This is a genomic window from Streptomyces sp. NPDC024017, from assembly GCF_040638895.1.
Classification (GTDB): Bacteria; Actinomycetota; Actinomycetes; order Streptomycetales; family Streptomycetaceae; genus Streptomyces.
Genome location: NZ_JBEZYZ010000005.1, coordinates 37,918 through 58,192, shown reverse-complemented (window position 1 = coordinate 58,192; position 20,275 = coordinate 37,918). Strand labels below are relative to the sequence as shown.

Annotated in this window: 17 protein-coding genes; 7 read left to right on the top strand and 10 right to left on the bottom strand. The window is 71.1% G+C overall.

Going from position 1 to position 20,275, the window contains the following annotated elements; genetic code table 11:
- Positions 1 to 21 precede the first annotated feature (21 nt).
- Positions 22 to 753, top strand: coding sequence for a Mut7-C RNAse domain-containing protein (locus tag AB0G20_RS14505; protein WP_361301117.1), 732 nt, complete (start codon positions 22 to 24; stop codon positions 751 to 753).
- Here the strand turns inward: AB0G20_RS14505 and AB0G20_RS14500 are convergent.
- The 5 genes from AB0G20_RS14500 to AB0G20_RS14480 form a co-directional block, all read right to left on the bottom strand.
- The gene (locus tag AB0G20_RS14500) at positions 744 to 3,155 is read right to left on the bottom strand and encodes a galactose oxidase-like domain-containing protein (protein ID WP_361301114.1); all 2,412 of its coding nucleotides are present in this window, start codon (positions 3,153 to 3,155) and stop codon (positions 744 to 746) included. The genes AB0G20_RS14505 and AB0G20_RS14500 overlap by 10 nt on opposite strands.
- Complete coding sequence (locus AB0G20_RS14495; RefSeq protein WP_361301111.1) at positions 3,139 to 4,347, bottom strand: glycosyltransferase family 2 protein; 1,209 nt, start codon at positions 4,345 to 4,347, stop codon at positions 3,139 to 3,141. Before AB0G20_RS14495 ends, AB0G20_RS14500 begins: the two co-directional genes overlap by 17 nt.
- Positions 4,344 to 5,996: a phospholipid carrier-dependent glycosyltransferase gene (locus AB0G20_RS14490; RefSeq protein ID WP_361301108.1), complete on the bottom strand. Its 1,653-nt coding sequence runs from the start codon at positions 5,994 to 5,996 to the stop codon at positions 4,344 to 4,346. Before AB0G20_RS14490 ends, AB0G20_RS14495 begins: the two co-directional genes overlap by 4 nt.
- Positions 5,993 to 7,282: a glycosyltransferase gene (locus AB0G20_RS14485; RefSeq protein WP_361301105.1), complete on the bottom strand. Its 1,290-nt coding sequence runs from the start codon at positions 7,280 to 7,282 to the stop codon at positions 5,993 to 5,995. The genes AB0G20_RS14490 and AB0G20_RS14485 overlap by 4 nt, the downstream gene beginning before the upstream one ends.
- Before the next feature lie 146 nt (positions 7,283 to 7,428).
- Positions 7,429 to 9,462, bottom strand: a complete 2,034-nt coding sequence (locus tag AB0G20_RS14480; protein ID WP_361301102.1) for a thioredoxin domain-containing protein — start codon at positions 9,460 to 9,462, stop codon at positions 7,429 to 7,431.
- 237 nt (positions 9,463 to 9,699) lie between these two features.
- Between AB0G20_RS14480 and AB0G20_RS14475 the strand changes: the two genes are divergently transcribed.
- Positions 9,700 to 12,897: a tetratricopeptide repeat protein gene (locus tag AB0G20_RS14475; RefSeq protein ID WP_361301099.1), complete on the top strand. Its 3,198-nt coding sequence runs from the start codon at positions 9,700 to 9,702 to the stop codon at positions 12,895 to 12,897.
- Between the two features lie 79 nt (positions 12,898 to 12,976).
- Here the strand turns inward: AB0G20_RS14475 and AB0G20_RS14470 are convergent, their stop codons facing one another.
- Together AB0G20_RS14470 and mca are read right to left on the bottom strand one after the other, a co-directional pair.
- Entirely contained in the window at positions 12,977 to 13,270 is a 294-nt protein-coding gene (locus AB0G20_RS14470; RefSeq protein WP_361301096.1) for a hypothetical protein, read from the bottom strand.
- The gene (gene mca, locus AB0G20_RS14465) at positions 13,263 to 14,144 is read right to left on the bottom strand and encodes a mycothiol conjugate amidase Mca (RefSeq protein WP_033311300.1); all 882 of its coding nucleotides are present in this window, start codon (positions 14,142 to 14,144) and stop codon (positions 13,263 to 13,265) included. Before mca ends, AB0G20_RS14470 begins: the two co-directional genes overlap by 8 nt.
- A 147-nt stretch (positions 14,145 to 14,291) precedes the next feature.
- Between mca and AB0G20_RS14460 the strand changes: the two genes are divergently transcribed.
- On the top strand, positions 14,292 to 14,690 hold the full coding sequence (locus AB0G20_RS14460) for a DUF4307 domain-containing protein (RefSeq protein WP_361301093.1): 399 nt from the start codon (positions 14,292 to 14,294) through the stop codon (positions 14,688 to 14,690).
- A 178-nt stretch (positions 14,691 to 14,868) separates the two neighbouring features.
- A complete protein-coding gene (gene greA / locus AB0G20_RS14455; RefSeq protein WP_248506029.1) occupies positions 14,869 to 15,366 on the top strand; it encodes a transcription elongation factor GreA in 498 nt (165 codons plus the stop codon).
- 55 nt (positions 15,367 to 15,421) lie between these two features.
- Here the strand turns inward: greA and AB0G20_RS14450 are convergent, their stop codons facing one another.
- The 3 genes from AB0G20_RS14450 to ilvA all read right to left on the bottom strand — a co-directional run bounded on the left by AB0G20_RS14450 (position 15,422) and on the right by ilvA (position 18,634).
- Positions 15,422 to 16,279: an ABC transporter permease gene (locus AB0G20_RS14450; protein ID WP_361301089.1), complete on the bottom strand. Its 858-nt coding sequence runs from the start codon at positions 16,277 to 16,279 to the stop codon at positions 15,422 to 15,424.
- Positions 16,276 to 17,253: an ATP-binding cassette domain-containing protein gene (locus AB0G20_RS14445; RefSeq protein WP_361301086.1), complete on the bottom strand. Its 978-nt coding sequence runs from the start codon at positions 17,251 to 17,253 to the stop codon at positions 16,276 to 16,278. Before AB0G20_RS14445 ends, AB0G20_RS14450 begins: the two co-directional genes overlap by 4 nt.
- Before the next feature lie 151 nt (positions 17,254 to 17,404).
- Positions 17,405 to 18,634, bottom strand: a complete 1,230-nt coding sequence (gene ilvA, locus AB0G20_RS14440) for a threonine ammonia-lyase (RefSeq protein ID WP_361301083.1) — start codon at positions 18,632 to 18,634, stop codon at positions 17,405 to 17,407.
- A gap of 163 nt (positions 18,635 to 18,797) precedes the next feature.
- Here ilvA and AB0G20_RS14435 point away from each other — a divergent pair, with 163 nt between their 5' ends.
- From AB0G20_RS14435 to AB0G20_RS14425, 3 genes are all read left to right on the top strand, one after another.
- The gene (locus tag AB0G20_RS14435; protein WP_361302402.1) at positions 18,798 to 19,304 is read left to right on the top strand and encodes a MarR family transcriptional regulator; all 507 of its coding nucleotides are present in this window, start codon (positions 18,798 to 18,800) and stop codon (positions 19,302 to 19,304) included.
- A gap of 185 nt (positions 19,305 to 19,489) precedes the next feature.
- Positions 19,490 to 20,020, top strand: coding sequence for a sigma factor-like helix-turn-helix DNA-binding protein (locus AB0G20_RS14430; RefSeq protein WP_361301080.1), 531 nt, complete (start codon positions 19,490 to 19,492; stop codon positions 20,018 to 20,020).
- Positions 20,017 to 20,265, top strand: a complete 249-nt coding sequence (locus AB0G20_RS14425) for a hypothetical protein (protein ID WP_361301077.1) — start codon at positions 20,017 to 20,019, stop codon at positions 20,263 to 20,265. The genes AB0G20_RS14430 and AB0G20_RS14425 overlap by 4 nt, the downstream gene beginning before the upstream one ends.
- The last annotated feature ends 10 nt before the right edge of the window (positions 20,266 to 20,275 follow it).

Sequence of the window (20,275 nt, the reverse complement as noted above, 5' to 3'; positions counted from 1 at the left end):
TCACCATGGCATCCTGACCGGGTGAACGGTCCCGAGATCCAGGTCGAGTTCGCCGCCGAGCTGCAGGTGTTCGTGCCCCGTGCCCGGCAGGCGGGCACCGTGCGGGCCGCCACGGACGGCGTCTCCAGCCTCGGCCATGTCATCGAGTCGCTGGGGGTGCCGCTGACCGAGGTCGGCGTGCTGCTCGTGGACGGCCGCGAGGTGCCCTTCGCGCACGTCCCGGCGGCCGGCGAGTCGGTGACCGTACAGACCGTCAAGCGCCCCCAGCAGGTCCCGGGCGCGCCCCTTCGCTTCCTCCTCGACGTGCACCTCGGCACGCTGGCCCGCCGGCTGCGCCTCCTCGGCGTGGACACCGCCTACGAGTCGACCGACATCGGCGACCCGGCCCTCGCGGCGCGTTCGGCGGCCGAGCAGCGGGTGATGCTGAGCCGCGACCGGGGGTTGCTGCGCAGGCGCGAGTTGTGGGCGGGCGCGTTCGTCTACAGCACCCGGCCCGAGGAGCAGCTGCGTGACGTCCTGGACCGCTTCCGGCCCGAGCTGCTCCCCTGGACGCGCTGCACGGCCTGCAACGGACTGCTGCGCAAGGCGACCAAGGACGAGGTCGCGGACCAGCTGAAGCACGGCACGCATGCCACGTACGACGTGTTCGCGCAGTGCACGGCGTGCGGCCGGGCGTACTGGAAGGGCGCGCACCACGAGCAGCTGGAGGCCATCGTGGAGCGCGCCCTGACGGAGTCACGCGGTCAGCGCTGACCCTTCTTCACATCACCCTTCCCACAGGCGGTTCCGTCCCGGTTCCGGTCCAGGCCCAGTGGGTCGTCCTTGCCGTTGACCTTCAGGCGGCCGTAGTCGTTCGCCTTCAGCCACGCGCAGCGTGCCGCCGTCGTGTTCGTCACCTCCGCCGGGAAGTCCGTCGGCACGCAGACGTTGACCGAGCCGTAGTGGCGGTCGCAGCCGGAGACCGTGGGGCTGACCTTCTGCGAGGTGCGCTTCTTGCCGGGCCCCGTGACCTTGCCCTTCGGGGCGTCCGCGAAGTCGTGGACATGGGCCGAGGCGTCCGTCGCCTTGAGCGCCTGCGGGCCCTGGAGGTGCACCCACTTCGCCACCGACGGCACTCCGTTCGCGTCGACCGCGAAGAGCATGTACCAGCCGGGCGGGGCCAGGTTGGGGTTGCTCGTCACGTTCAGGTCGACGTTGTCGCCGTCGACGGACAGCGGCAGGTCCACGAACCGCTGGTTCGGGTCGGAGGAGTGCGTGACGGCGGCCGGACGGATGAGCTCGGCCTTGGCGATGGGCCGGTCGACGGTGATCCGCTGGGTGTCGCCGTAGTTCCACTCGGTGTCGATCACCGAGGTGATCGCCGGCCGCGGGCCCTTGAACAGGTAGGGCGGGCTGTACACCGACACGTCGTGGTTCCACGAGCCGTTGCCCGGGTTGTCGCCGGTCGTCATCACACGGCCGTCGGGGAGCAGGAACGCCGACGAGTGGTAGCCGCGCGCCTCGGGGTCGACGGCCACCGGGTCGAAGCTCTCCGACTTCGGGTCGAAGATCGACGTCTCGTAGACCGGGTTGGCGCGGTTGTGCAGCGCCCCGCCCGTCTCCAGCACCTTGCCGTCGGGCAGGAGCACGGCGGAGACGTACATCTTGCCCTGGTCCCCGGTCTGCGGGACCGGCCCGTTGCCGAGGTCGACCGTGCCCTGCGGGATCGGCGGTCCGGCCACGTAGGACGGGTTGGGCTGCTTGAGGTCGATGATGTCGGTCAGGCGGTTCGCCTCCGGGTTGGAGTCGATGTTGCCGCCGCCGAGGGTGAGGACCTTCTGGTCCTGCGCCGGGGGCAGCAGCACGCTGGCCGACTGGTCGCGCTCGTCCTTGTTGCGCAGGCCCGGCACCTGGGTGGTGGTGTTGGCGCCGTAGTCGTAGATCGCCGAGCCGGTGCCCGGGATGTTGTTGCCGAAGACGTGGCTGCCCGAGTAGAAGAGGCGGCCGTCCTGCATCAGGATCATCGACGGGTACAGGCCCCAGTACGACCAGGTCTGGTTGACCTTCCACAACGGCTGCCACTGCTGCTCGGCCTCGGAGAACAGCTCGGCGGTGACCGAGCCGGTGGAGTCCTCCTTCAGGCCTCCGAAGGAGATGACGTCGCCGTTGCCGAGGATCGTCGCCGACGGGTACCAGTGGCCGTCGTTCATGTCGTTGGTCTTGGAGTAGGTCTCGGTCTCCGGGTCGAAGACGTACGAGTCCTTGTAGCCCTGGTAGCCGACGCGGCCGTCCGCGGTCGGGTAACCCTTGTTGCCGCTCATGACGAGCACGCGCCCGTCCTGGAGCTGCACGTGCCCCGCGCAGAACATGTCCTTCGGCGTGGGGACGACCTTGTAGGAGCCGTCCGCCGGGTCGTACACCGCCGACGTGAAGGTGCCGGCCTCGAACATCGACTCGTCGTTGCCGGAGCCCGCGATCAGCAGGACCTTGCCGTTGTGGAGCACGACGGAGTGCATGGAGCGCACCGGGTTCTGCGTGGGCAGCACGTCCCACTTGCCGTCGGCGCACTGCTGGGCGGTGCCCGTGCACTCCGGCGGCAGGACCGGGTCGGGGACCTGGTCCATCGTGTAGTCGTCGGTGGTGGCGGAGCCCGTGCCGTAGACGGAGACGCCCCAGGAGATGCGGTCGGTGCCGGCCGGGACCTCGGGCGTGCGGACCGTGGCCTCGGTCCAGTCGCCGGCCATGTCCAGCGTCTTGAGGTCGGTCCAGTACTGCCAGCCGGCCGTGGTGTCGTGCCGGAACAGGGTGATCGCCGCGTCCGGGGTCGTCGTCTTGTACCAGAGGCCGAGGTCGTACTGCTTGCCCGGCGTCACCACCGGCGCGCACTCGGCGGACTCGGTGATCAGCGCCTTGCGGTCGCCCTCGACGCGGCGGGTCAGCTCGACCTTCATGGCCCGGGAGCCGGTGTGCGCGTCGGCCGTGGTGGTGAAGGTGAAGTCGTTGTCGCCCCAGCCGGACTTCTCCCAGCAGTACGGCATGTCGCCGGCGCCGGCGGTCTCGAAGCCGGGGTTCTTGATGAGGTTGGCGGCGGAGGCGGGCTGGGGTGCGGTCAGGAGCAGGCCGGCGGTGAGGCCCGCCACGGCCAGGAATGCGGTACGTCTACGACGTCTGTTCACTCGGCTCTCCTTGCTGTGCGGTGCTCCCGCGACCGGGCTTCTCACGTCCCCGGCGCGGCAGGTAGACCAGCGCTTCGGTCCCGGCGAAGCGCAGGACGAACGTCGTCACCAGCGCGAGCGCGGTGGCCGACAGCACGCCCAGGTCGAGCCGGTGCACGAACAGGGCGATCAGCGGGATGCGCAGCACCAGATCGGCGTTGGCGAGCAGCGCGAACCGCCCGGCCCGGTCCCACCAGCGCCGGTGCCGGCGCCGCTCGCGGAACAGCAGGTGCTCGATGAGCACGAAGTTCCAGGCGACGCCGAGCTGGTTGGCGAGGATCTCCGCCGGTACGTAGTGCATGCCGGCGGCGGTCAGCCCCCACAGGCCGACCAGGTTCGGCAGGAAGCCGGTCAGCCCGATCAGACCGAACCCGACCATGCGCGCGACCGGGGAGGCGGTGCGCAGCCCGGCCAGATGGCGCAGGAAGCGGAAGCCTTCCTGCGCGGTCGACTTGGACTCCCCCGCGAACCGGTCCTGGAAGACGAACGGCACCTCGGTGACCTTGCGCGGGCGGCTGCGGACGGCGAGTTCGAGCAGGATCTTGTAGCCGAGCGGCTGGAGGACCTCGGCGGTGACCGCGCTGCGGCGGATCGCGAAGAACCCGCTCATCGGGTCGCTGATGCCGTGCAGCCGGCGCGGGAACAGCGCCTTGGTCAGCCAGGTCGCCCCACGCGAGACGAACACGCGGTAGCTGCCCGCGAGCCCCGCCCGGCTGCCGCCCTTGATGTACCGGGAGGCGACGACCAGCCCGGCGTTCGCCCGCTCGCCGGTGGCGACCAGGTCGGGCACGAGGGACGGCGGGTGCTGGCAGTCGCCGTCCATGACGACGATCCAGTCGGACGTGGCCGCCTTCAGCCCCTCGACGACCGCACCGCCGAGCCCGCCCACCGGCTCCTGGCGGTGCAGCACGGTCACCGGGAACGGGCAGTCCTGCGCCGCCTTCTCGATGACCTCGGGCGTGTCGTCGGTGGAGTCGTCCACGAAGACGACCTCGCAGGGCAGCCGCGCCGGGACGGCCTCGGTGATCTGGTGCAGCAACTGCCGTACGTTCGCCGACTCGTTGAACGTCGGCACGACGATGGTGACCGCGCCCGGCTCGGGGATCTCGGCGGTCTCGACGACCTCGGCGGGGACGGTGGACTCCTGGCTCATCGCGCGCCTCCGGCGGTCGTCTGGATCTGGCGGATCTCGATGCGGTCCTCGCCCGTGCCGAAGGTGGCGACCGGGTCCGAGTGCTCCATGGCGGCCTTGACGTTGGGGAGATCGGCCGCGTCCCGCCGCACGGTCGGCGAGGCGACGACGTAGTCGAGGTCCTTCCAGCCGCGCGGCATCGTCTTCGTCACCGCCGGGTCGAGGTCGGCCTTGTAGAACCAGATGACGCCGAGGCCCGGCCGGTAGCCCTGGTGCACGAGGTCGAGCCAGAGCGCGTCGTCGACCAGCACCCGGGTGCGCTCCGGGTCCTCGACCTCCGTGGCCAGCCACTTGGACGCGGCCTTGTAGGGGGCGTTGGCGTCGGTGGTGACGGCCGTGCGGGCCCCGTCGTACCAGTGCGGGACGACGTAGGCGCCGGCGGCCAGGGCGAGGACGGCGGCGAGCGCGTACCGGCCCGCACTGACGTACCGTTTCTCCGCCTCGGAGCGCCAGCGGCTCAGCACCGCGTGGGCGACGGAGGCGGTACCTCCGGCGAGGACCAGCGCGAGGAACGGCAGGGCCTGGATGACGTACATCGCGGGCAGGTAGCCGTTGGGGCGCAGGGCCAGCGCGGCGAAGATCGCCACGGCCAGGGCCGGACCGGCCAGGGCGCGGGCGGTGACCGACCAGCGCCAGGTGACCAGCAGGAGCAGCGCGCCCGCGAGGCCGCCGAGGGGCAGGATCCTGTCGTAGTACAGCCACGACTGGAGCACGCCCCAGGAGCCGGAGCCCTGATCGAGGATGAAGCCCGAACCGGGTCTGGTCATCTGGTACTTGACGCCGTCCCAGAGGGACACGTGCCCGGCGCCCGGCATCAACTCGCCCTTGAGCAGGGCGAACAAGGGGTACGCGAAGCCGATCAGGGCACAGGCCGTGACGGCTCCGGTGAGGGCGAACTTGCGGGTGTCCCGGTGGCTGTGGCGCCACATGGTGAGGAACAGCGCGGGCAGGACGACGAGCATCGTCTCCTTGGTGAGCACGGCCGTGGCGGCCGCGATGCCCGCACCGAAGTGGTGCCAGAGGTGACGGCTCGGGGAGGCGGCCAGCGTGAAGGCCAGCAGCGTCCACATCACCGCGAGGTTGTCGAGGAAGATCTCCCGCTGGAGCACGACCGACAGCGGCGAGAGCCCGAAGAACACCATGCCGAGCGCGGCCGCCCAGCGGGGCAGCGCCAGGCGCCGGCCCAGCACGAAGATCAGGACCGCGCTGATGCCGCTGATCACCAGCATCGCGGCGCGCATGGTGCCCACCGTCATCGACTCGGGGCTGATCAGCGCGGGGATCCAGGTCAGCACGGCGATCTGGATCCAGCCGAGCGGTGGGTGGTCGTACCAGTAGGTGTAGTGGGCGAGGCCGTTGCCCTGCTGGACCGACCAGGCCTGGGCGAGATAGGTGCCCTCGTCGTCGCTGAGGGCCGGGTAGTCGGCGATGTTCCAGCCCTGCACGACGAGGATCGCCACGAGGAGGACACCGCACAGGATCAGGTCGGGCCTGGAGGAGCGCAGCCGGCGCGGCGGCTCGACTCGTCGGTGCGCACCGGTGCGGGGCGCCGCAGGCCGGCGCTGCGCGGGGACCTTCGCTGCGGTCACCGCGGGAAGGGTGGAGGTCACGCGGGAACGTCCTCTCGGGTCACGGGAACGTCCCGGCGGTTCACTGCCGTCTCGTCGAGGTGCGCGCCGACGTGGGACGTCAGCTCCCAGTCGTTGCGTCCGCGCTGCTCACGCCACACGGCCCGCACGGCCGCACCGGCGAGCAGGACCTGGTAGAAGGGGCCGCCGAGGATCAGCTTCAGGTAGTGCCCGAAGCGGACGCGCAGCCCGTACTGCTTGCCGAAGTCGTGCAGTCCGACGACCTCGAAGACGAAGGTGACCAGCGCGGTGACGGCCGGCAGGAAGGTGATGAAGGCGATGCCGACGGGCACGTCCAGGAACAGCGCGATCGCCACGTTCAGCGGGATGATCAGGCCGGTGAAGGCCTGCATGAACGGCGTCATCAGGGTGTAGCGGGCGAGGAGGCGCTGCCCGAGGGTGGGCAGTTGCTTCCAGTCCTTCTTCCGGTACACCTGGAGGAACCCCTGGTTCCAGCGGGTGCGCTGCTTCAGCAGGGACATCAGCGAGCCCGGGGTCTCCTCCCGGGTCACCATGTCGGAGTCGTAGGCGACGACGACCTTCTTGCCGACGCTGGAGAGCCTGACGCCCAGGTCGCAGTCCTCGGCGAGGCAGTTCGGGTCCCAGCCGCCGGCTTCCCTGAGGACGCCCGTGCGGACGAAGACCGTGTTGCCGCCGAGCGGAATGAAACCTTTCTGCGCGTGCAGGTGGAGCCGCGAGCGGAACCAGAAGAAGTACTCCAGGCAGTTGCGCAGGCTGTACCAGCTGGAGTGGAAGTTGATCAGCTGCACCCCGCCCTGGACGACGTCCGCGCCGGTGGTGCGGAAGGCGTGGTCGACGTGCGCGAGGAGCTCGGGGTGGACCTGGTCCTCCGCGTCGAACACGCCGACGACGTCACCGCGGCAGTGCGGCAGCGCCGTGTTCATGGCCTTCGGCTTGTTCTTCTTCTCGTGCGTGTCGACGACGACCCGGACCCGTGGATCACGCGCGGCGGCCGTCTCGGCCACCGCGGTGGTCTCCGGGTCGTCGTGCCCGACGATCACGATGATCTCGAAGTCGGTGTGGCTCGACTCCAGCAGCCGCTGGATCGTGTGGTCCAGCACCGCCTGTTCGTGCCGCGCGGGCAGCAGCAGCGAGAAGGAGACGTGCTCGTCCCCGTCCGGACTGCTGAACCGTGTGGAGGCGAGCACTTCCGGCGTGCGCCAGGCGTGCATCTGCCACCACAGAGTGAACGCCGCCATCCAGAACAAGGCCAGTGAAACGGCAGCGATGAAGACAGACGTCAGCAAACAGATCCCCCCAGATCCCAGAGCCCCCGGTCGTGACGGTGTGCCGGTGCGGCCCCTCCCGTCACGTCACTGTGCAGAGATTAGGGGGGAACTGTGAAGCCTGGGGGCTGTTCAGATAAAGAGCGTGTTTCCGTTGATTCCCGACTTCAGTCGCTCAGCACCGCACGCAACCGTTCAACTTCCGTTGTCGGCGCGTCACACGTGAAGTTACGGCAGACATAGGCCGCCGGTTCACCGCCGACCAGCGGACGGTCGCTGAGCAGCGGGAACTCATCGCTCCCCGAAGCGCCTACGGCGACCACCGCACCCGGCGCGGTACCCAGAAGTGCCGTGCGGTGCAAGGCCCTCGTGCCCTCGTCCTCAAGGGCCGGACCCACGATCGCGACCTCGCGCGGCCCGTCCAGCACGGCCTCCGCCGCGGCCAGCCCCCAGCCGATGAAGCGCGGCACCCGCGGCCCGAGCGCCTTGACGACGCCGAGCGCCTTCTCGGCGGCGGTGCGGTGAGGCTCGGACCCGGTGTGCGCGGCATAACTCAGCAGGGCGTTCGCGGCCGCGGTCCAGCCGGACGGGGCTGCGTTGTCGGTCGGGTCCTGCGGACGGCGGATCAGCCGCTCGGCGTCGGCCGCGGTGTCGTACAGCGAGCCCGACTCCGGGTCGGCGAAGCGGGCCAGGACGTGGTCGACGAGGAACCCGGCGAACTCCAGCCAGACACCCTCCCCGGTGACGGACGCGAGCGCGAGGAAACCCTCCGCCACATCCGCGTAGTCCTCCAGCACACCCGCGTTGGCACCGGCGTGGCCGTCCTTGCTGGTGCGGGTGAGCCGGGCCTGCTCGTCCAGGTGCAGCCGGACGAGCAGGTCGGCGGCGGCGACGGCGGCCTCGACCAAGTCGGGCCGGTCGAAGTAGGCACCGGTCTCGGCGAGCGCGGCGATCGCCAGGCCGTTCCAGGCGGCGACGACCTTGTCGTCCCGGCCGGGCGCGGGCCGCTCCGACCGCGCCGCCAGCAGCCGCTCCCGGATCGAGGCGATCTTCCCCGCGTCGGACAGACCGTCCCGCACGGGAAGTTGGAGGACGGACGCGCCCTCCTCGAACGTGCCCTCCTCGGTCACACCGAAGTGCCGCACGGCGAGATCGGCTTCCTGCTCGCCGAGGACCTCCCGCAACTGCTCCGGCGTCCACACGTAATACGCGCCCTCGACGTGCTTTCCGGTGCCGTCGTCGCTGTCGGCGTCGAGCGCGGAGGCGAACCCGCCCTCGTTCGTGCGCAGTTCGCGCACCATGAAGTCGGCGGTCTCCAGAGCGACCCGGCGCGCGAGCTCCGAGCCGGTGGCGCGCCAGAGATGGGCGTACACCCGGCACAGCAGCGCGTTGTCGTACAGCATCTTCTCGAAGTGCGGCACGACCCAGTCGCGGTCGACGGAGTAGCGGGCGAAGCCGCCCCCGAGCTGGTCGTAGATCCCGCCCCGGGCCATGCGCTCGCAGGTGTCGCTCGCCATCTGGAGCGCGCCCTCGGCGCCGGTCCGCGCATGGTGCCTCAGCAGGAACTCCAGCACCATGGACGGCGGGAACTTCGGCGCCCCGCCGAATCCGCCGCGCTGCGGGTCGTACTCCCGGGTGAGCCCGAGCAGCGCCTGCGCGAGCTCCTCCTCGCCGGGGGTCTGCGCGTCGCCGTAGGAGATCTCCCGCCCGGCCAGATCCCGGACGATCTTCCCGGCGACCTCGGTCACCTCGTCCCGCCGCTCGTCCCACGCCTGGTGCACCCCCTGGAGCACCTGCCGGAACGACGGCATGCCCTGGCGGGGAGCGGGCGGGAAGTACGTCCCGAAGTAGAACGGCTCGGCGTCCGGCGTGAGAAACACGGTCATGGGCCAGCCGCCCTGCCCGGTCGCCGCCTGCACGGCCTCCATGTAGACGGCGTCGACGTCGGGGCGCTCTTCGCGGTCGACCTTCACGCTCACGTAGTGCGCGTTGAGGTACTCGGCGGTCTCCTGGTCCTCGAAGGACTCGTGAGCCATGACGTGGCACCAGTGACAGCTGCTGTATCCGACGCTGAGCAGCACGGGCACGTTCCGCTTGCGGGCCTCCTCGAAGGCCTCCGCCGACCAGGGCCACCAGTCGACGGGGTTGTCGGCGTGCTGAAGGAGGTAAGGGGACGTCTCGTGCGCCAGTCGGTTCGGCATGGTGTCCATCCTGCCGCAGTACCCCGCCCGGCACGCGTCAGGCGCCGCACGGGCGCCGCGCCCGACGCGCGCCCGCCGGGCGCGCCACACGCCAACGAGCCGGTCTCTTCACACAATCGGGCCGGGCACGCCCCCTCGCCCCGATGCGCCGTCCACAGCACACTTGACCAAGGAAACGACCGAGGGAACGACCGCAACGACTGAGAGAACGCCGTTGCCGCCGGAGGGGGACATGACATGCGGGACAGTCATCGGGCGGAGGCCGAGCGGCTGTTGGCGCGGGCCGTTGAGGAGGAGGTGCGCCGCTCCGGCGGGCGCAGCGACGGGAAGGTGCTGCTCGCGCGGGCGCGCGGCGGGCTCGACGCGATGGCGCAGAGCGCGGGCGAGGAGTACGAGGCCTACACGCGCGCCCTGGACGAGGCGGCGGCCGGGCAGCTGACCTTCGGGCAGCGTTACGCCCGGGAGGGCGCCGGGACGCCGCTGCTGGTGGCCGGGGTCGCGGCGGTCGCGGCCGTCGTCGCCGACATGGCGCTCGGCACGGGGACCGGGACCGCTCTCGGGGCGGGTGTGACGGTGGGTGTCGTGGGTGCCGCGGCGACGGTGGTGAAGGTGGTCGGGTCTCATCTGCCGGCCGCGCACCGCCGTGCCGGTGCCGTGAGTCAGCCGGGCGGGCCGGAGCAGTTGCGGCTGGAGTGGCTGACGGCGCTGGAGGTGCGGGGCATCCGGCCGTTCCTGGACCAGCAGCGGGTGCTCGCGGCCTCGACCGGGCCGAAGAAGTCGGGGCCGCGGCTGCGGGGTGCGGACAAGAGCGCGGCGGCCCGCGGGCGCAACGTGCTGGAGCAGTCGTTCGGGCAGCTGCCGGAACCGGCGGAGCCGTTCGCGGGGCGGCGGCACGAGCTGGCGCAGATCCGGCAGTGGGTGCAGTCGGCCCGGGCGAGCACGGAGACGCAGCCGACCGTGGTCGTCCTGCACGGCGCGCCCGGCAGCGGCCGTACGACGCTCGCGGTGCAGGCCACGCATGATCTGAAGGACTACTTCCGCGGTGCCTGTGTCGTCGACCTGCGCGCGGACGGGCCGGGCGAGTCCCCTCTGTCCACGCGTGACGCCCTGCTGCATCTGCTGAACCGGCTCGGCGCGCCCCGCGAGCAGTTGCTGTTCCGTGAGCGTTCCTCCCCCGACCAGCAGGTCAAGCGGCTGAGCGAGCTGTATCACCAGCATCTGACGGGCCTGCCGGTCACGGTCGTCCTCGACGACGCCTCGGACTCGGAGCAGATCCGCGCCCTGGTCCCGGAGCGGTCCGACAGCCTGGTGCTGGTGACGGCGCGGGGCCCGCTGGAGCTGGAGGGCCTGCCCGCGCGGGTTCACCAGCTGGCGGTGGCGCCGCTGGACGCGGCCGGTGCGGAGGAGTTGCTGGGGGCGGCGGCGCAGGACCGTTCCGGGCCGTACGACGCGGAGTCCGCGGACCTGGTCCGGGAGCTGTGCGGCGGGCTGCCGCTGGCGCTGCGCATCGCGGGCTCGTGCCTCGGCCCGCGCTCCCCGCGTGCGCTGGCCACGGACCTGGCCGCGTACGGCCCGGTCGAGCCGGTCGAACGCGCCCTGTGGCTGCGCTACACCGACCAGCCGGAAACCGTACGGCGGTTGCTGCGCCGGCTGGCCCTGGCCGGCCGGGCCTCGCTGGGTGCCGCCGCGGCCGCCGCGCTGCTGGCCACGGACGAGGCGGAGGCGAAGCGGCATCTGCAGGTCCTGACCCGCGCGGGCCTGATCGACCACGTCCGGGGCGACCGCTACCGGCTGCACGACCTGGTCCGTTCTTTCGCCCAGGCCCGCCTTCTCGACGAGGAGGAGCCCGCCGAGCGCACGGCGGCGCAGGAGCGGCTGATCGTGAACTACGCCGAGCTGGCCGACTCGGTGCTGCGGATGGTCGACGGCAACATGTCGACCCGCACCAACCGCTTCAGCCCGTACGGCTTCCCCTCCCTCGACGAGGCGCTGCGCTGGCTGGACGACGAGTCGAGCTTCATCACGGCGGCGCTGCGGCATGCCGAGGGCGTGGACCGGGCGGCGGTGCTGAACCTGCTGGGTGCCTTGTGCGACTACTGCCTGCTGCGGGGTGACCTGTACCGCCTGGGCGAGATCAGCGAGCTGGCGCAGGCGGTGGACGAGGGCCTGCTGGTCCGCTCGGTGCAGTGGCGCACGGGTATCGCGGCACGGCAGCTGGGAGAGCTGGACAAGGCCCGTACGACCCTCGCGTCGGTGGTGGACCTCTACCGGGAGGCCCATCATGACGCGGGTGCGGCCCGCGCCCTGTGCTCCCTCGGCATCACCCTGCACCACCAGGGCAATCTGACGGAGGCGTCGGCGAAGCTCCGCGAGGCCCTGGCCCTGCAGTCCTCCCCCGAGCTGGCGACGGACCGGGCGTGGACGATGCACGCCCTTGCGGCGGTGGAGCGGGACCGGGCCCGGGTGGCGGAGGCGCTGGATCTGCTGACCGAGTCGCTGGTCCTGCACCGTCAGGGCGAGTCCGTGCACGGTCAGGCGTGGGCGCACTTCCAGCTCGGTCAGCTGGGGCTGCGCATGGGCGACGTCCCGCGGGCCGAGGGCGAGCTGCGGGCGGCCCTGGAGCTGTACAGGCGGACCCGTGACGCCCGTGGTGAGGCCTGGGCTCTGACGCAGCTGGCCCGGGCCCTGCTGGTGGCGGGCGACGCGTCGCCGGCCGTGGAGGAGCTGCGCGGGGCGGCCGCGCGGCACCGCGACAACGAGGACGCGCGCGGCGAGGCCTGGACCCTGTACTACCTGGGCCAGGCCCTGGAGGAGACGGGCAACCTCGACCAGGCGGTGCGCGAGCTGGAACGCGCCCGCACGATGTTCTCCCGCATGCGGGACGTCTACGGTCTGGCCTGCGCCCGCCACCACTCGGCCCGCGTCACCCGCGACCTGCGGGCGGCCCAGACGGGTTCCTTGCGGAACTCGGGCTTCGCGCGGCAATTGCTGGTCGATGCCCGGGCCGACTTCCAGCGCATCGGCGTCGCCCACGGCGAGGCCTGGACGTGCCTGGAACTGGCGGTCGTGGACGCGGGCAATGCCCGCACCCAGCAGGCGATGGCCCTGTGCGACGAGGCGGTGGAGCTCTTCGCCTCCTACGGCGACCGCCGGGGCGAGGACTGGGCCCGCTTCCTGCGCTGCACGCTCCTGCCCTATGCGGCCCCGGGCGGCATGGAGGTGGGTGCGGCGGTGGCGCAGGAGGAGCTGGCGCAGTTGTCCCGAGCGAGCCATGGGCTGCGCGACCGGAAGCTGGACGACTACCTCGACGCGTACCAGCTGCTGCTGGAGCGGGGCGTGACCCTGGAGGCGGGCTGGCAGGCCTGGCGGCTGGGGATGGTGCCGAACCGGCATGCGCGCGAGGTGATGGGCGTGGCCGTGGAGTCGAAGGCGTAGGCCTCGGGGGTGCGCGAGGCACCCGTCGGCGGCGCTTGTCGCCGGCCACCGACGGGTGGCGTCCCCTTCGGCGGGGGCGTCAGCCTTGCTTCTTGCCGGCCTGGCCGGAGGGCTCCGCTTCCGCGGATTCCGTGCGGGACGGTTCCGCCGCGGACTGCTCCGGCTGCTCGGCCTCCGGGTCCGGGACCTGGGTGAAGTCGACCCGGTTCATGTGCCGGCTCATGGACTTCATCAGGGCCCACACCGCCAGGGCCATCGCCGCGAAGACGATGAAGCCGAGGACGCCGGGGGTGACCTTGTCCTCGTCGACCTCCTTGGCGAAGGAGACGAGGTGCGTCATTGCCAGGCTTGCGCTTGCGCTCATGTCAGGCATTGTCGCGGATGCCCGCAAAGAGGTCGTCCTCGGGGAGGGAGGTATCGACGAGGGCCTTCGCCAGCTCGTACTCCTCCGTCGGCCAGACCTCCTTCTGGATCTCCATGGGCACCTTGAACCAGCCACCGTCCGGGTCGATCTGCGTGGCGTGGGCGATCAGGGCCTTGTCGCGGATCTCGTAGAACTCGGCGCAGGGGATGTGCGTGGTGAGCGTGCGCTGCTTCATGCCGAACTCCTCCCAGCGCTTGAGCCAGTCCCCGTAGGGGGACTCCAGGCCGCGGTCGAGCATCGCCTGGTGCAGGGCCTCGGTGCGCGGGCGGTTGAAGCCCTGGTTGTAGTAGAGCTTCTGCGGCTGGTAGGCGGGGCCGTACTCCGCCTCCGGGTACTTCTCGGTGTCCGCGGCCGACTCGAACGCCACCATGGAGATCTTGTGGGTCATGATGTGGTCGGGGTGCGGGTAGCCGCCGTTCTCGTCGTAGGTGGTGATCACCTGCGGGCGGAAGGCGCGGATCTTGCGCACCAGCTCACCGGCCGCGTGGTCGACGTCCTCCAGGGCGAAGCAGCCCTCCGGCAGCGGCGGCAGCGGGTCGCCCTCGGGCAGGCCGGAGTCGACGAAGCCGAGCCACTCCTGCTTGACGCCCAGGATCTCCCGGGCCTCGTCCATCTCCTTCTTGCGTACCTCGTGGATGTGCTCCTCGATGTACGCGTCGCCCTGGAGCTTGGGGTTGAGGATGGAGCCGCGTTCCCCGCCCGTGCAGGTCACGACCAGCACGTCCACCCCCTCGGACACGTACTTCGCCATGGTCGCAGCGCCCTTGCTCGACTCGTCGTCGGGGTGGGCGTGAACGGCCATCAGTCGCAACTGGTCAGTCAAGACTCAATCCTCAGTAAGTCGGCGCCCTGTGTGCGTCGGCGCAATCAGCGGCTTCTATAGTGACCGAACCGGGGGGCGAATAATTCCGGGGCCCGGTCCTGGAGCCCCTTCCGGGACCTTCGTCCCGGCCCTGCCAGGAGGACGATCATGAGTACGGCGAGCACGCGACTGCCCGAGGGCCGTTACGGCCGTTCCTCGGACGCGCGCGCCGACCGGACGCTCAAGGTCGTGGGTGCCGTCCTGGCGGTGGCGCTGCTGGGGCTCGTCGGCTGGTTCGGCTACCACTACGTCGCCCAGAACGAGATCAGCGCAGAGGTGATCAGCTTCGAGCCGGGCAAGGAGTCCGTGCAGGTGCATCTGGAGGTCCGCAAGGACGCCGGCACCGCCGGCTACTGCACCGTGCGCTCGCAGGCCGAGAACGGGGCCGAGGTGGGCCGGGCCGACTTCCGCTTCGACGGTGACGGGACCCGCATCGACAAGGTCGTCACGCTCCGTACGACCTCCCCGGGGACGACGGCCGAGCTGCTGGGCTGCCACGCCGGCTGACCACAACTGGCGTCACCTGGAATACGTAGCGCCTGACCTGCATTGACGTGATTCTGGTGGCTTATGTCCTCCCCCTTGGGCCCCTGAATTGTTAGGCTCGTGGTTTCGCCCATCCGTGAAGGAACATTCTTCTGGGTAGGGCGATGCTTTGTATTCCCAGTACCTACGAGGAGCACCTGTGACCCAGACCAGCGAGAACGTCACCTGGCTGACCCAGGAGGCGTACAACAAGCTCAAGGCTGAGCTTGAGTACCTTACTGGTCCCGCGCGTGCGGAGATCTCCGCGAAGATCGCCGCGGCGCGCGAGGAGGGCGACCTGCGTGAGAACGGCGGGTACCACGCGGCCAAGGAGGAGCAGGGCAAGCAGGAGCTCCGTGTGCGCCAGCTCACCCAGCTCCTCGAAAGCGCCAAGGTCGGTGAGGCGCCCGCGGCGGACGGTGCGGTGGCGCCCGGCATGGTCGTCACGATCGCGTTCGACGGCGACGAGGACGACACGCTGACGTTCCTGCTCGCCTCCCGCGAGTACGCGAGCTCCGACATCGAGACGTACTCGCCACAGTCCCCGCTGGGCACCGGCGTGATGGGCCACAAGGTCGGCGAGGACGCCGAGTACGAACTGCCGAACGGCAAGAAGGCCGCGGTGAAGATCCTCAAGGCCGAGCCGTACGAGGGCTGACCGGCCACCCGAGCCCGGACGTGCCCCCGGCGCCGCTTCGGCACCGGGGGCATTGTCATGCCGTCGCCGAGCGGTACTTGCGCACCGCCAGCGTCCGGAAGACCACCAGGATCAGGATCGAGTAGATCAGCGAGGCCCACACGGGGTGCTGCATGGGCCAGGCGTCCGACTGGGACTGGCCCGGGTTGGCGAACAGCACCCGGCAGGCCTGGACCGTGGCGCTGAAGGGGTTCCATTCGGCGATGTGGCGCAGCCAGGGGGTCATGTGGCTGGTGTCCACGAACGCGTTCGAGATGAACGTGACCGGGAAGAGCCAGATCAGGCCGCTGGAGGTGGCCGCCTCCGGGGTCCGGACGGACATGCCGATCAGGGCGCCGATCCAGGTGAACGCGTAGCCGAGCAGGAGCAGCAGGCCGAAGGCCGCGAGGACCTTGGCGGCGTTGGTGCTGCCGTCCGACCCGACGCGCCAGCCGACCAGGAGGGCGACCACGGCGAGGACCACCAAGGTCAGGGCCGTCTGCACGGAGTCGGCGAGGGTGCGCCCGGTGAGCACCGCGCCGCGTGCCATGGGCAGGGAGCGGAAGCGGTCGATGAGGCCCTTGTGCATGTCGTCGGCGATGCCGGCGCCGGAGCTGGCGGTGGCGAACGTGACGGTCTGCGCGAAGATGCCCGCCATCAGGAAGTTCTTGTAGTCGGCGGCGCTGGTGCTGTTGCCGATCTGCATGGAGCCGCCGAAGACGTAGGTGAACAGCACCACGAACATGATCGGCTGGATCAGCCCGTAGATGATCATCTCGGGGATCCGGGACATGCGGATCAGGTTCCGCTTGGCGACGACCATCGAGTCGCGGATCGACTGGCTGACCGGGTTCGCGGCGGGTGCGACCCGCACGGTGTCGGTGACGGCGCTCACTGGGCGGCCTCCTTGTCGTTCTCCACGTTTTTGGCCTCGGCCACGTGTCCCGTGAGCGACAGGAAGACGTCGTCGAGGGTCGGCCGGCGCAGGCCGATGTCGTCGATCTCGATGCCCCGGGTGTCCAGTTCGCGGATGACCTCGGCGAGGAGCTTGGCGCCGCCGGTCACGGGGGCGGTGAGCTTGCGCATGTGCTCCTCGACCGTGGTCTCGCCCTTGCCGAAGCCGGCGAGGACCTCGGTGGCGGCCTGGATGTGCTCGCGTTCGTGCACCACGACCTCGACGCGCTCGCCGCCGGTGCGGGCCTTGAGCTGGTCGGAGGTGCCCTGGGCGATGACCTTGCCGTGGTCGACCACCGCGATGTCGTGGGCCAGGTGGTCGGCCTCCTCCAGGTACTGCGTGGTGAGCAGCAGCGTCGTGCCGCCGGAGACCAGTTGCTTGATGACCTCCCACAGCTGCTGGCGGTTGCGGGGGTCGAGGCCGGTCGTCGGCTCGTCCATGAACATCACGGGCGGCGAGACGACCAGGGCCGCCGCGAGGTCGAGGCGGCGGCGCATGCCGCCCGAGTAGGTCTTGGTGGGGCGGTCGGCGGCGTCCGCGAGGTGGAACTGCTCCAGCAGCTCGGCCGCGCGTTCCTTCGCCGCCTTCGCCCGCATCTGGTAGAGCTGGCCGACCATCTGGAGGTTCTCCCGGCCGGTCAGGTATTCGTCGACCGCCGCGAACTGGCCGGACAGGCCGATGGAGCGGCGGACGGCGTCGGGTTGTTTGAGCACGTCGATTCCCGCGACGACCGCCCGGCCACTGTCGGGCCGCAGCAGGGTCGTCAGGCAGCGGACGGTGGTGGTCTTGCCCGCGCCGTTCGGCCCGAGCAGGCCGAGGACCGTGCCCTCGGGCACGTCGAGGTCGACGCCGTCCAAGGCCTTTACGTCACCGAAGGTCTTGACCAGACCTTCGGCGTAGATGGCGCCTGGCATATGAGTCTCCACGTCTTCGGGGATGACCGGACAGACGTCCGGTGAGGCTTCTCACCGACACACCATAACGCGATGTATCGCGTCTCACAATGAGTTTTTCCGCGTAGCGCTCCGTGAGACGAAAGGATCTTCGAACGGCGTGGGAGCCAGGTCAGCCGATGACCGTGTAGCCCGCCTCGCGCAGCGCCTGCCCCACCTCGGCGCAGTGCGCCGGGCCCTTCGTCTCCAGGTGCAGCTCGACCTCCGCCTCCGTGAGCCCGAGCCGAGGGTCGGTCCGTACATGGCTCACATCGAGGACGTTAGCGTCGACCACTGACAACGCGCCCAGAAGAGTGGCAAGAGCACCGGGCCGGTCCGTCAGCCGCAGCCGGACCGCCAGGTAGCGGCCCTGCGCGGCCATGCCGTGCCGCAGCACCCGCTCCATCAGCACCGGGTCGACGTTGCCGCCGGACAGCACCGCGACGACCGGGCCCTCGAAGGCGCCGGGCTCGCTCAGCAGCGCCGCGACCGGGCTCGCCCCGGCCGGTTCCACGACCAGCTTGGCCCGCTCCAGGCACAGCAGCAGCGCGGCGGACAGCTCGTCCTCGCTGACCGTGCGCACCTCGTCGACCAGCTCGCCGATGATGCCGAACGGCACATCCCCCGGCCGCCCGACCTTGATGCCGTCGGCCATCGTCGCCGGGTTCTCGACCGACACCGGCCGGCCCGCCGCCAGCGAGGGCGGGTAGGCCGCCGCGCCCGCCGCCTGCACGCCCACGACCCTCACGTCCGGCCGCAGGGACTTCACCGCCACCGCGATCCCGGCGGCCAGCCCGCCCCCGCCGATGCCGACGAGGATCGTGCGCGCCTCGGGGCACTGCTCCAGGATCTCCAGGCCCACCGTGCCCTGGCCCGCGATGATGTCGGGGTGGTCGAAGGGGTGGATGAACACCGCGCCCGTCTCGGCCGCGTACTCCTGCGCGGCGGCCAGCGTCTCGTCGACCACCTGGCCGTGCAGCCGCACCTCGGCCCCGTAGTCCCGGGTGGCGCTGACCTTGGGCAGCGGGGCGCCCTTCGGCATGAACACCGTGGAGCGCACGCCGAGCAGGGAGGACGCGAGGGCGACGCCCTGCGCGTGGTTGCCGGCGCTCGCGGCGACGACACCGGCGGCGCGCTCCTCCGGCAGCAGACCCGCGATCCGGACGTAGGCGCCGCGCAGCTTGAACGAGCCCGTCCGCTGGAGGTTCTCGCACTTGAGATGCACCGGCGCACCGACCATCTGGGACAGGTGCCTGCTGCCCTCCATCGCGGTCACCCGCGCCACACCCGCGAGCATCTTCTGCGCTCCGCGCACGTCGTCGAGGGTGACGGGCCGAAAGGAGTCAGCCGTGCTGTAGCTCATGACTCCAGCATCGCAGTTCACAGGCGGGAACGACCGTTGTGACCAACCTCCGAGACCCGCTTTGCACAGCGCCGGTACGGCCTGCCTTCCGGCCGCGTACCCTGTCCCCCAATCTGCCAGCCCTCCACGAAGTGAGCCCCCGGCGATGCCCACAACACCTGAAATGTCGATGGACATGACGACCGTCGGTGACACCGGTCTTCTCGACACGCTGCAGCACGAGGTGGCGCTGTTCGCCCGCCGTGCCGAACAGACCCGGCTCGGCGGAGTCGGGCAGGTGCGCAACTCCATGGACCGCGCCGCGTACCTGCTGCTCAACCGCCTCGACAAGGAGGGCCCGATGGGCGTCAAGGCGCTCGCCGCGAGCATGGGGATCGACTCGTCGACGGTCACCCGGCAGGTGGCTCCGCTCGTCGACACCGGCCTGGTCAAGCGCACCTCGCACCCCGAGGACGGGCGCGCGGTGGTGCTGCAGCTGTCCCCGCGCGGGCAGGCCCGCCTGGAGGAAGTGCGATCCTCCCGGCGCCAGTTGATGGCCGAGCTGACCCACGACTGGGAGCCCGAGGAGCGCGAGGCGTTCTGCGACCTCCTCACGCGCTTCAACACCGCGCTGTCCTCCCGGATGGCGGCGCAGGGGGTGCCGGGGCCGGAGGCACAGACGGCGTCCTGAACGCCCGGCGGCCGGGCTCCCGCCGCCGTACGGCACGACGACCGCGGTCCCACGCGTGCGTGGCGCCGCCCGAGCCGTGCGCGGCTCTTGACCTCGGGGCCGTTGCGGGCCTGATATGAGACCGGGCCCCCGTCGCGCGCGGCCGGGGCCCGCATCCTCAGGGTCGCCGGCAGGCGGGAGGCGCGGTGCTGGAGCGGCATGCGTCCCGGGCAACCCGTCGCGCCCGGGAGTTCGAGGCGTTCGTCGCGGGCGCGGCCGGGCGGCTGCTGCATGCCGCCACGCTGCTCACCGCGGAGGCCCCCGACGACAACCCCCGCGCGCGGCGCCTGCTGACGCTGTCCCTGGCGCACACGTACGCGAGCTGGGACCGGCTGCATACCGAGGACCCCTACGACCGCACCCGCTCGTACCTGGCCACCCGCTTCGCGCGCGGCGCCTGGCACCACCACGGCGCACTCGGCCGCTCCCGGCCCCACCCCGCGAGCCCCATGGCCCCGTTGACCCCGCAGGAACGGCTGATCCTGGTGCTCAGGCTCTACGAGGGCGTCGCCGAGGAGCAGACGGCGGCCCTGCTCGGCCTGTCCCCGGAACGTGTGCGGGCGATCTGCCACCGGGCGACGTCGGCCCTGTTGCACCGGCCGCCGGGCCCGGCCCTCGGTGACGGCCGCGAAGGCGGTGCCGTCATGAGCCCGGCCGGCGACCGGAGGGCGACATGAGCGGGAACGACCGCGACGCGGCCGTACGGCGACTCCTGGAGCAGGCGCCGCGCCCCCTGCCGCCCGAGATCCACACGGAGGCGGTGCGCCGCGGCGGGCGCATGCTGCGGCGCAGGACGCTCGCCCGCCGCGCGATGTGGCTGCTGCTGTTCGCGGCGGCCGTGGCGTTCACGGTGTGGGCGCTGACCGCCCGCCCGTGGGTGGAGCCGCCGTCCGACACGACTCCACCCCTCACCGGCTGGTGACCCCGCGCAG

Coding starts and splice junctions, on each gene's coding strand:
- AB0G20_RS14425 (WP_361301077.1), top strand. CDS start 20,017: ATGAGCGGGAACGACCGCGACGCGGCCGTACGGCGACTCCTGGAGCAG.
- AB0G20_RS14495 (WP_361301111.1), bottom strand. CDS start 4,347: ATGAGCCAGGAGTCCACCGTCCCCGCCGAGGTCGTCGAGACCGCCGAG.
- AB0G20_RS14470 (WP_361301096.1), bottom strand. CDS start 13,270: ATGCCTGACATGAGCGCAAGCGCAAGCCTGGCAATGACGCACCTCGTC.
- AB0G20_RS14480 (WP_361301102.1), bottom strand. CDS start 9,462: ATGCCGAACCGACTGGCGCACGAGACGTCCCCTTACCTCCTTCAGCAC.
- AB0G20_RS14435 (WP_361302402.1), top strand. CDS start 18,798: ATGTCGATGGACATGACGACCGTCGGTGACACCGGTCTTCTCGACACG.
- AB0G20_RS14475 (WP_361301099.1), top strand. CDS start 9,700: ATGCGGGACAGTCATCGGGCGGAGGCCGAGCGGCTGTTGGCGCGGGCC.
- AB0G20_RS14460 (WP_361301093.1), top strand. CDS start 14,292: ATGAGTACGGCGAGCACGCGACTGCCCGAGGGCCGTTACGGCCGTTCC.
- ilvA (WP_361301083.1), bottom strand. CDS start 18,634: ATGAGCTACAGCACGGCTGACTCCTTTCGGCCCGTCACCCTCGACGAC.
- AB0G20_RS14445 (WP_361301086.1), bottom strand. CDS start 17,253: ATGCCAGGCGCCATCTACGCCGAAGGTCTGGTCAAGACCTTCGGTGAC.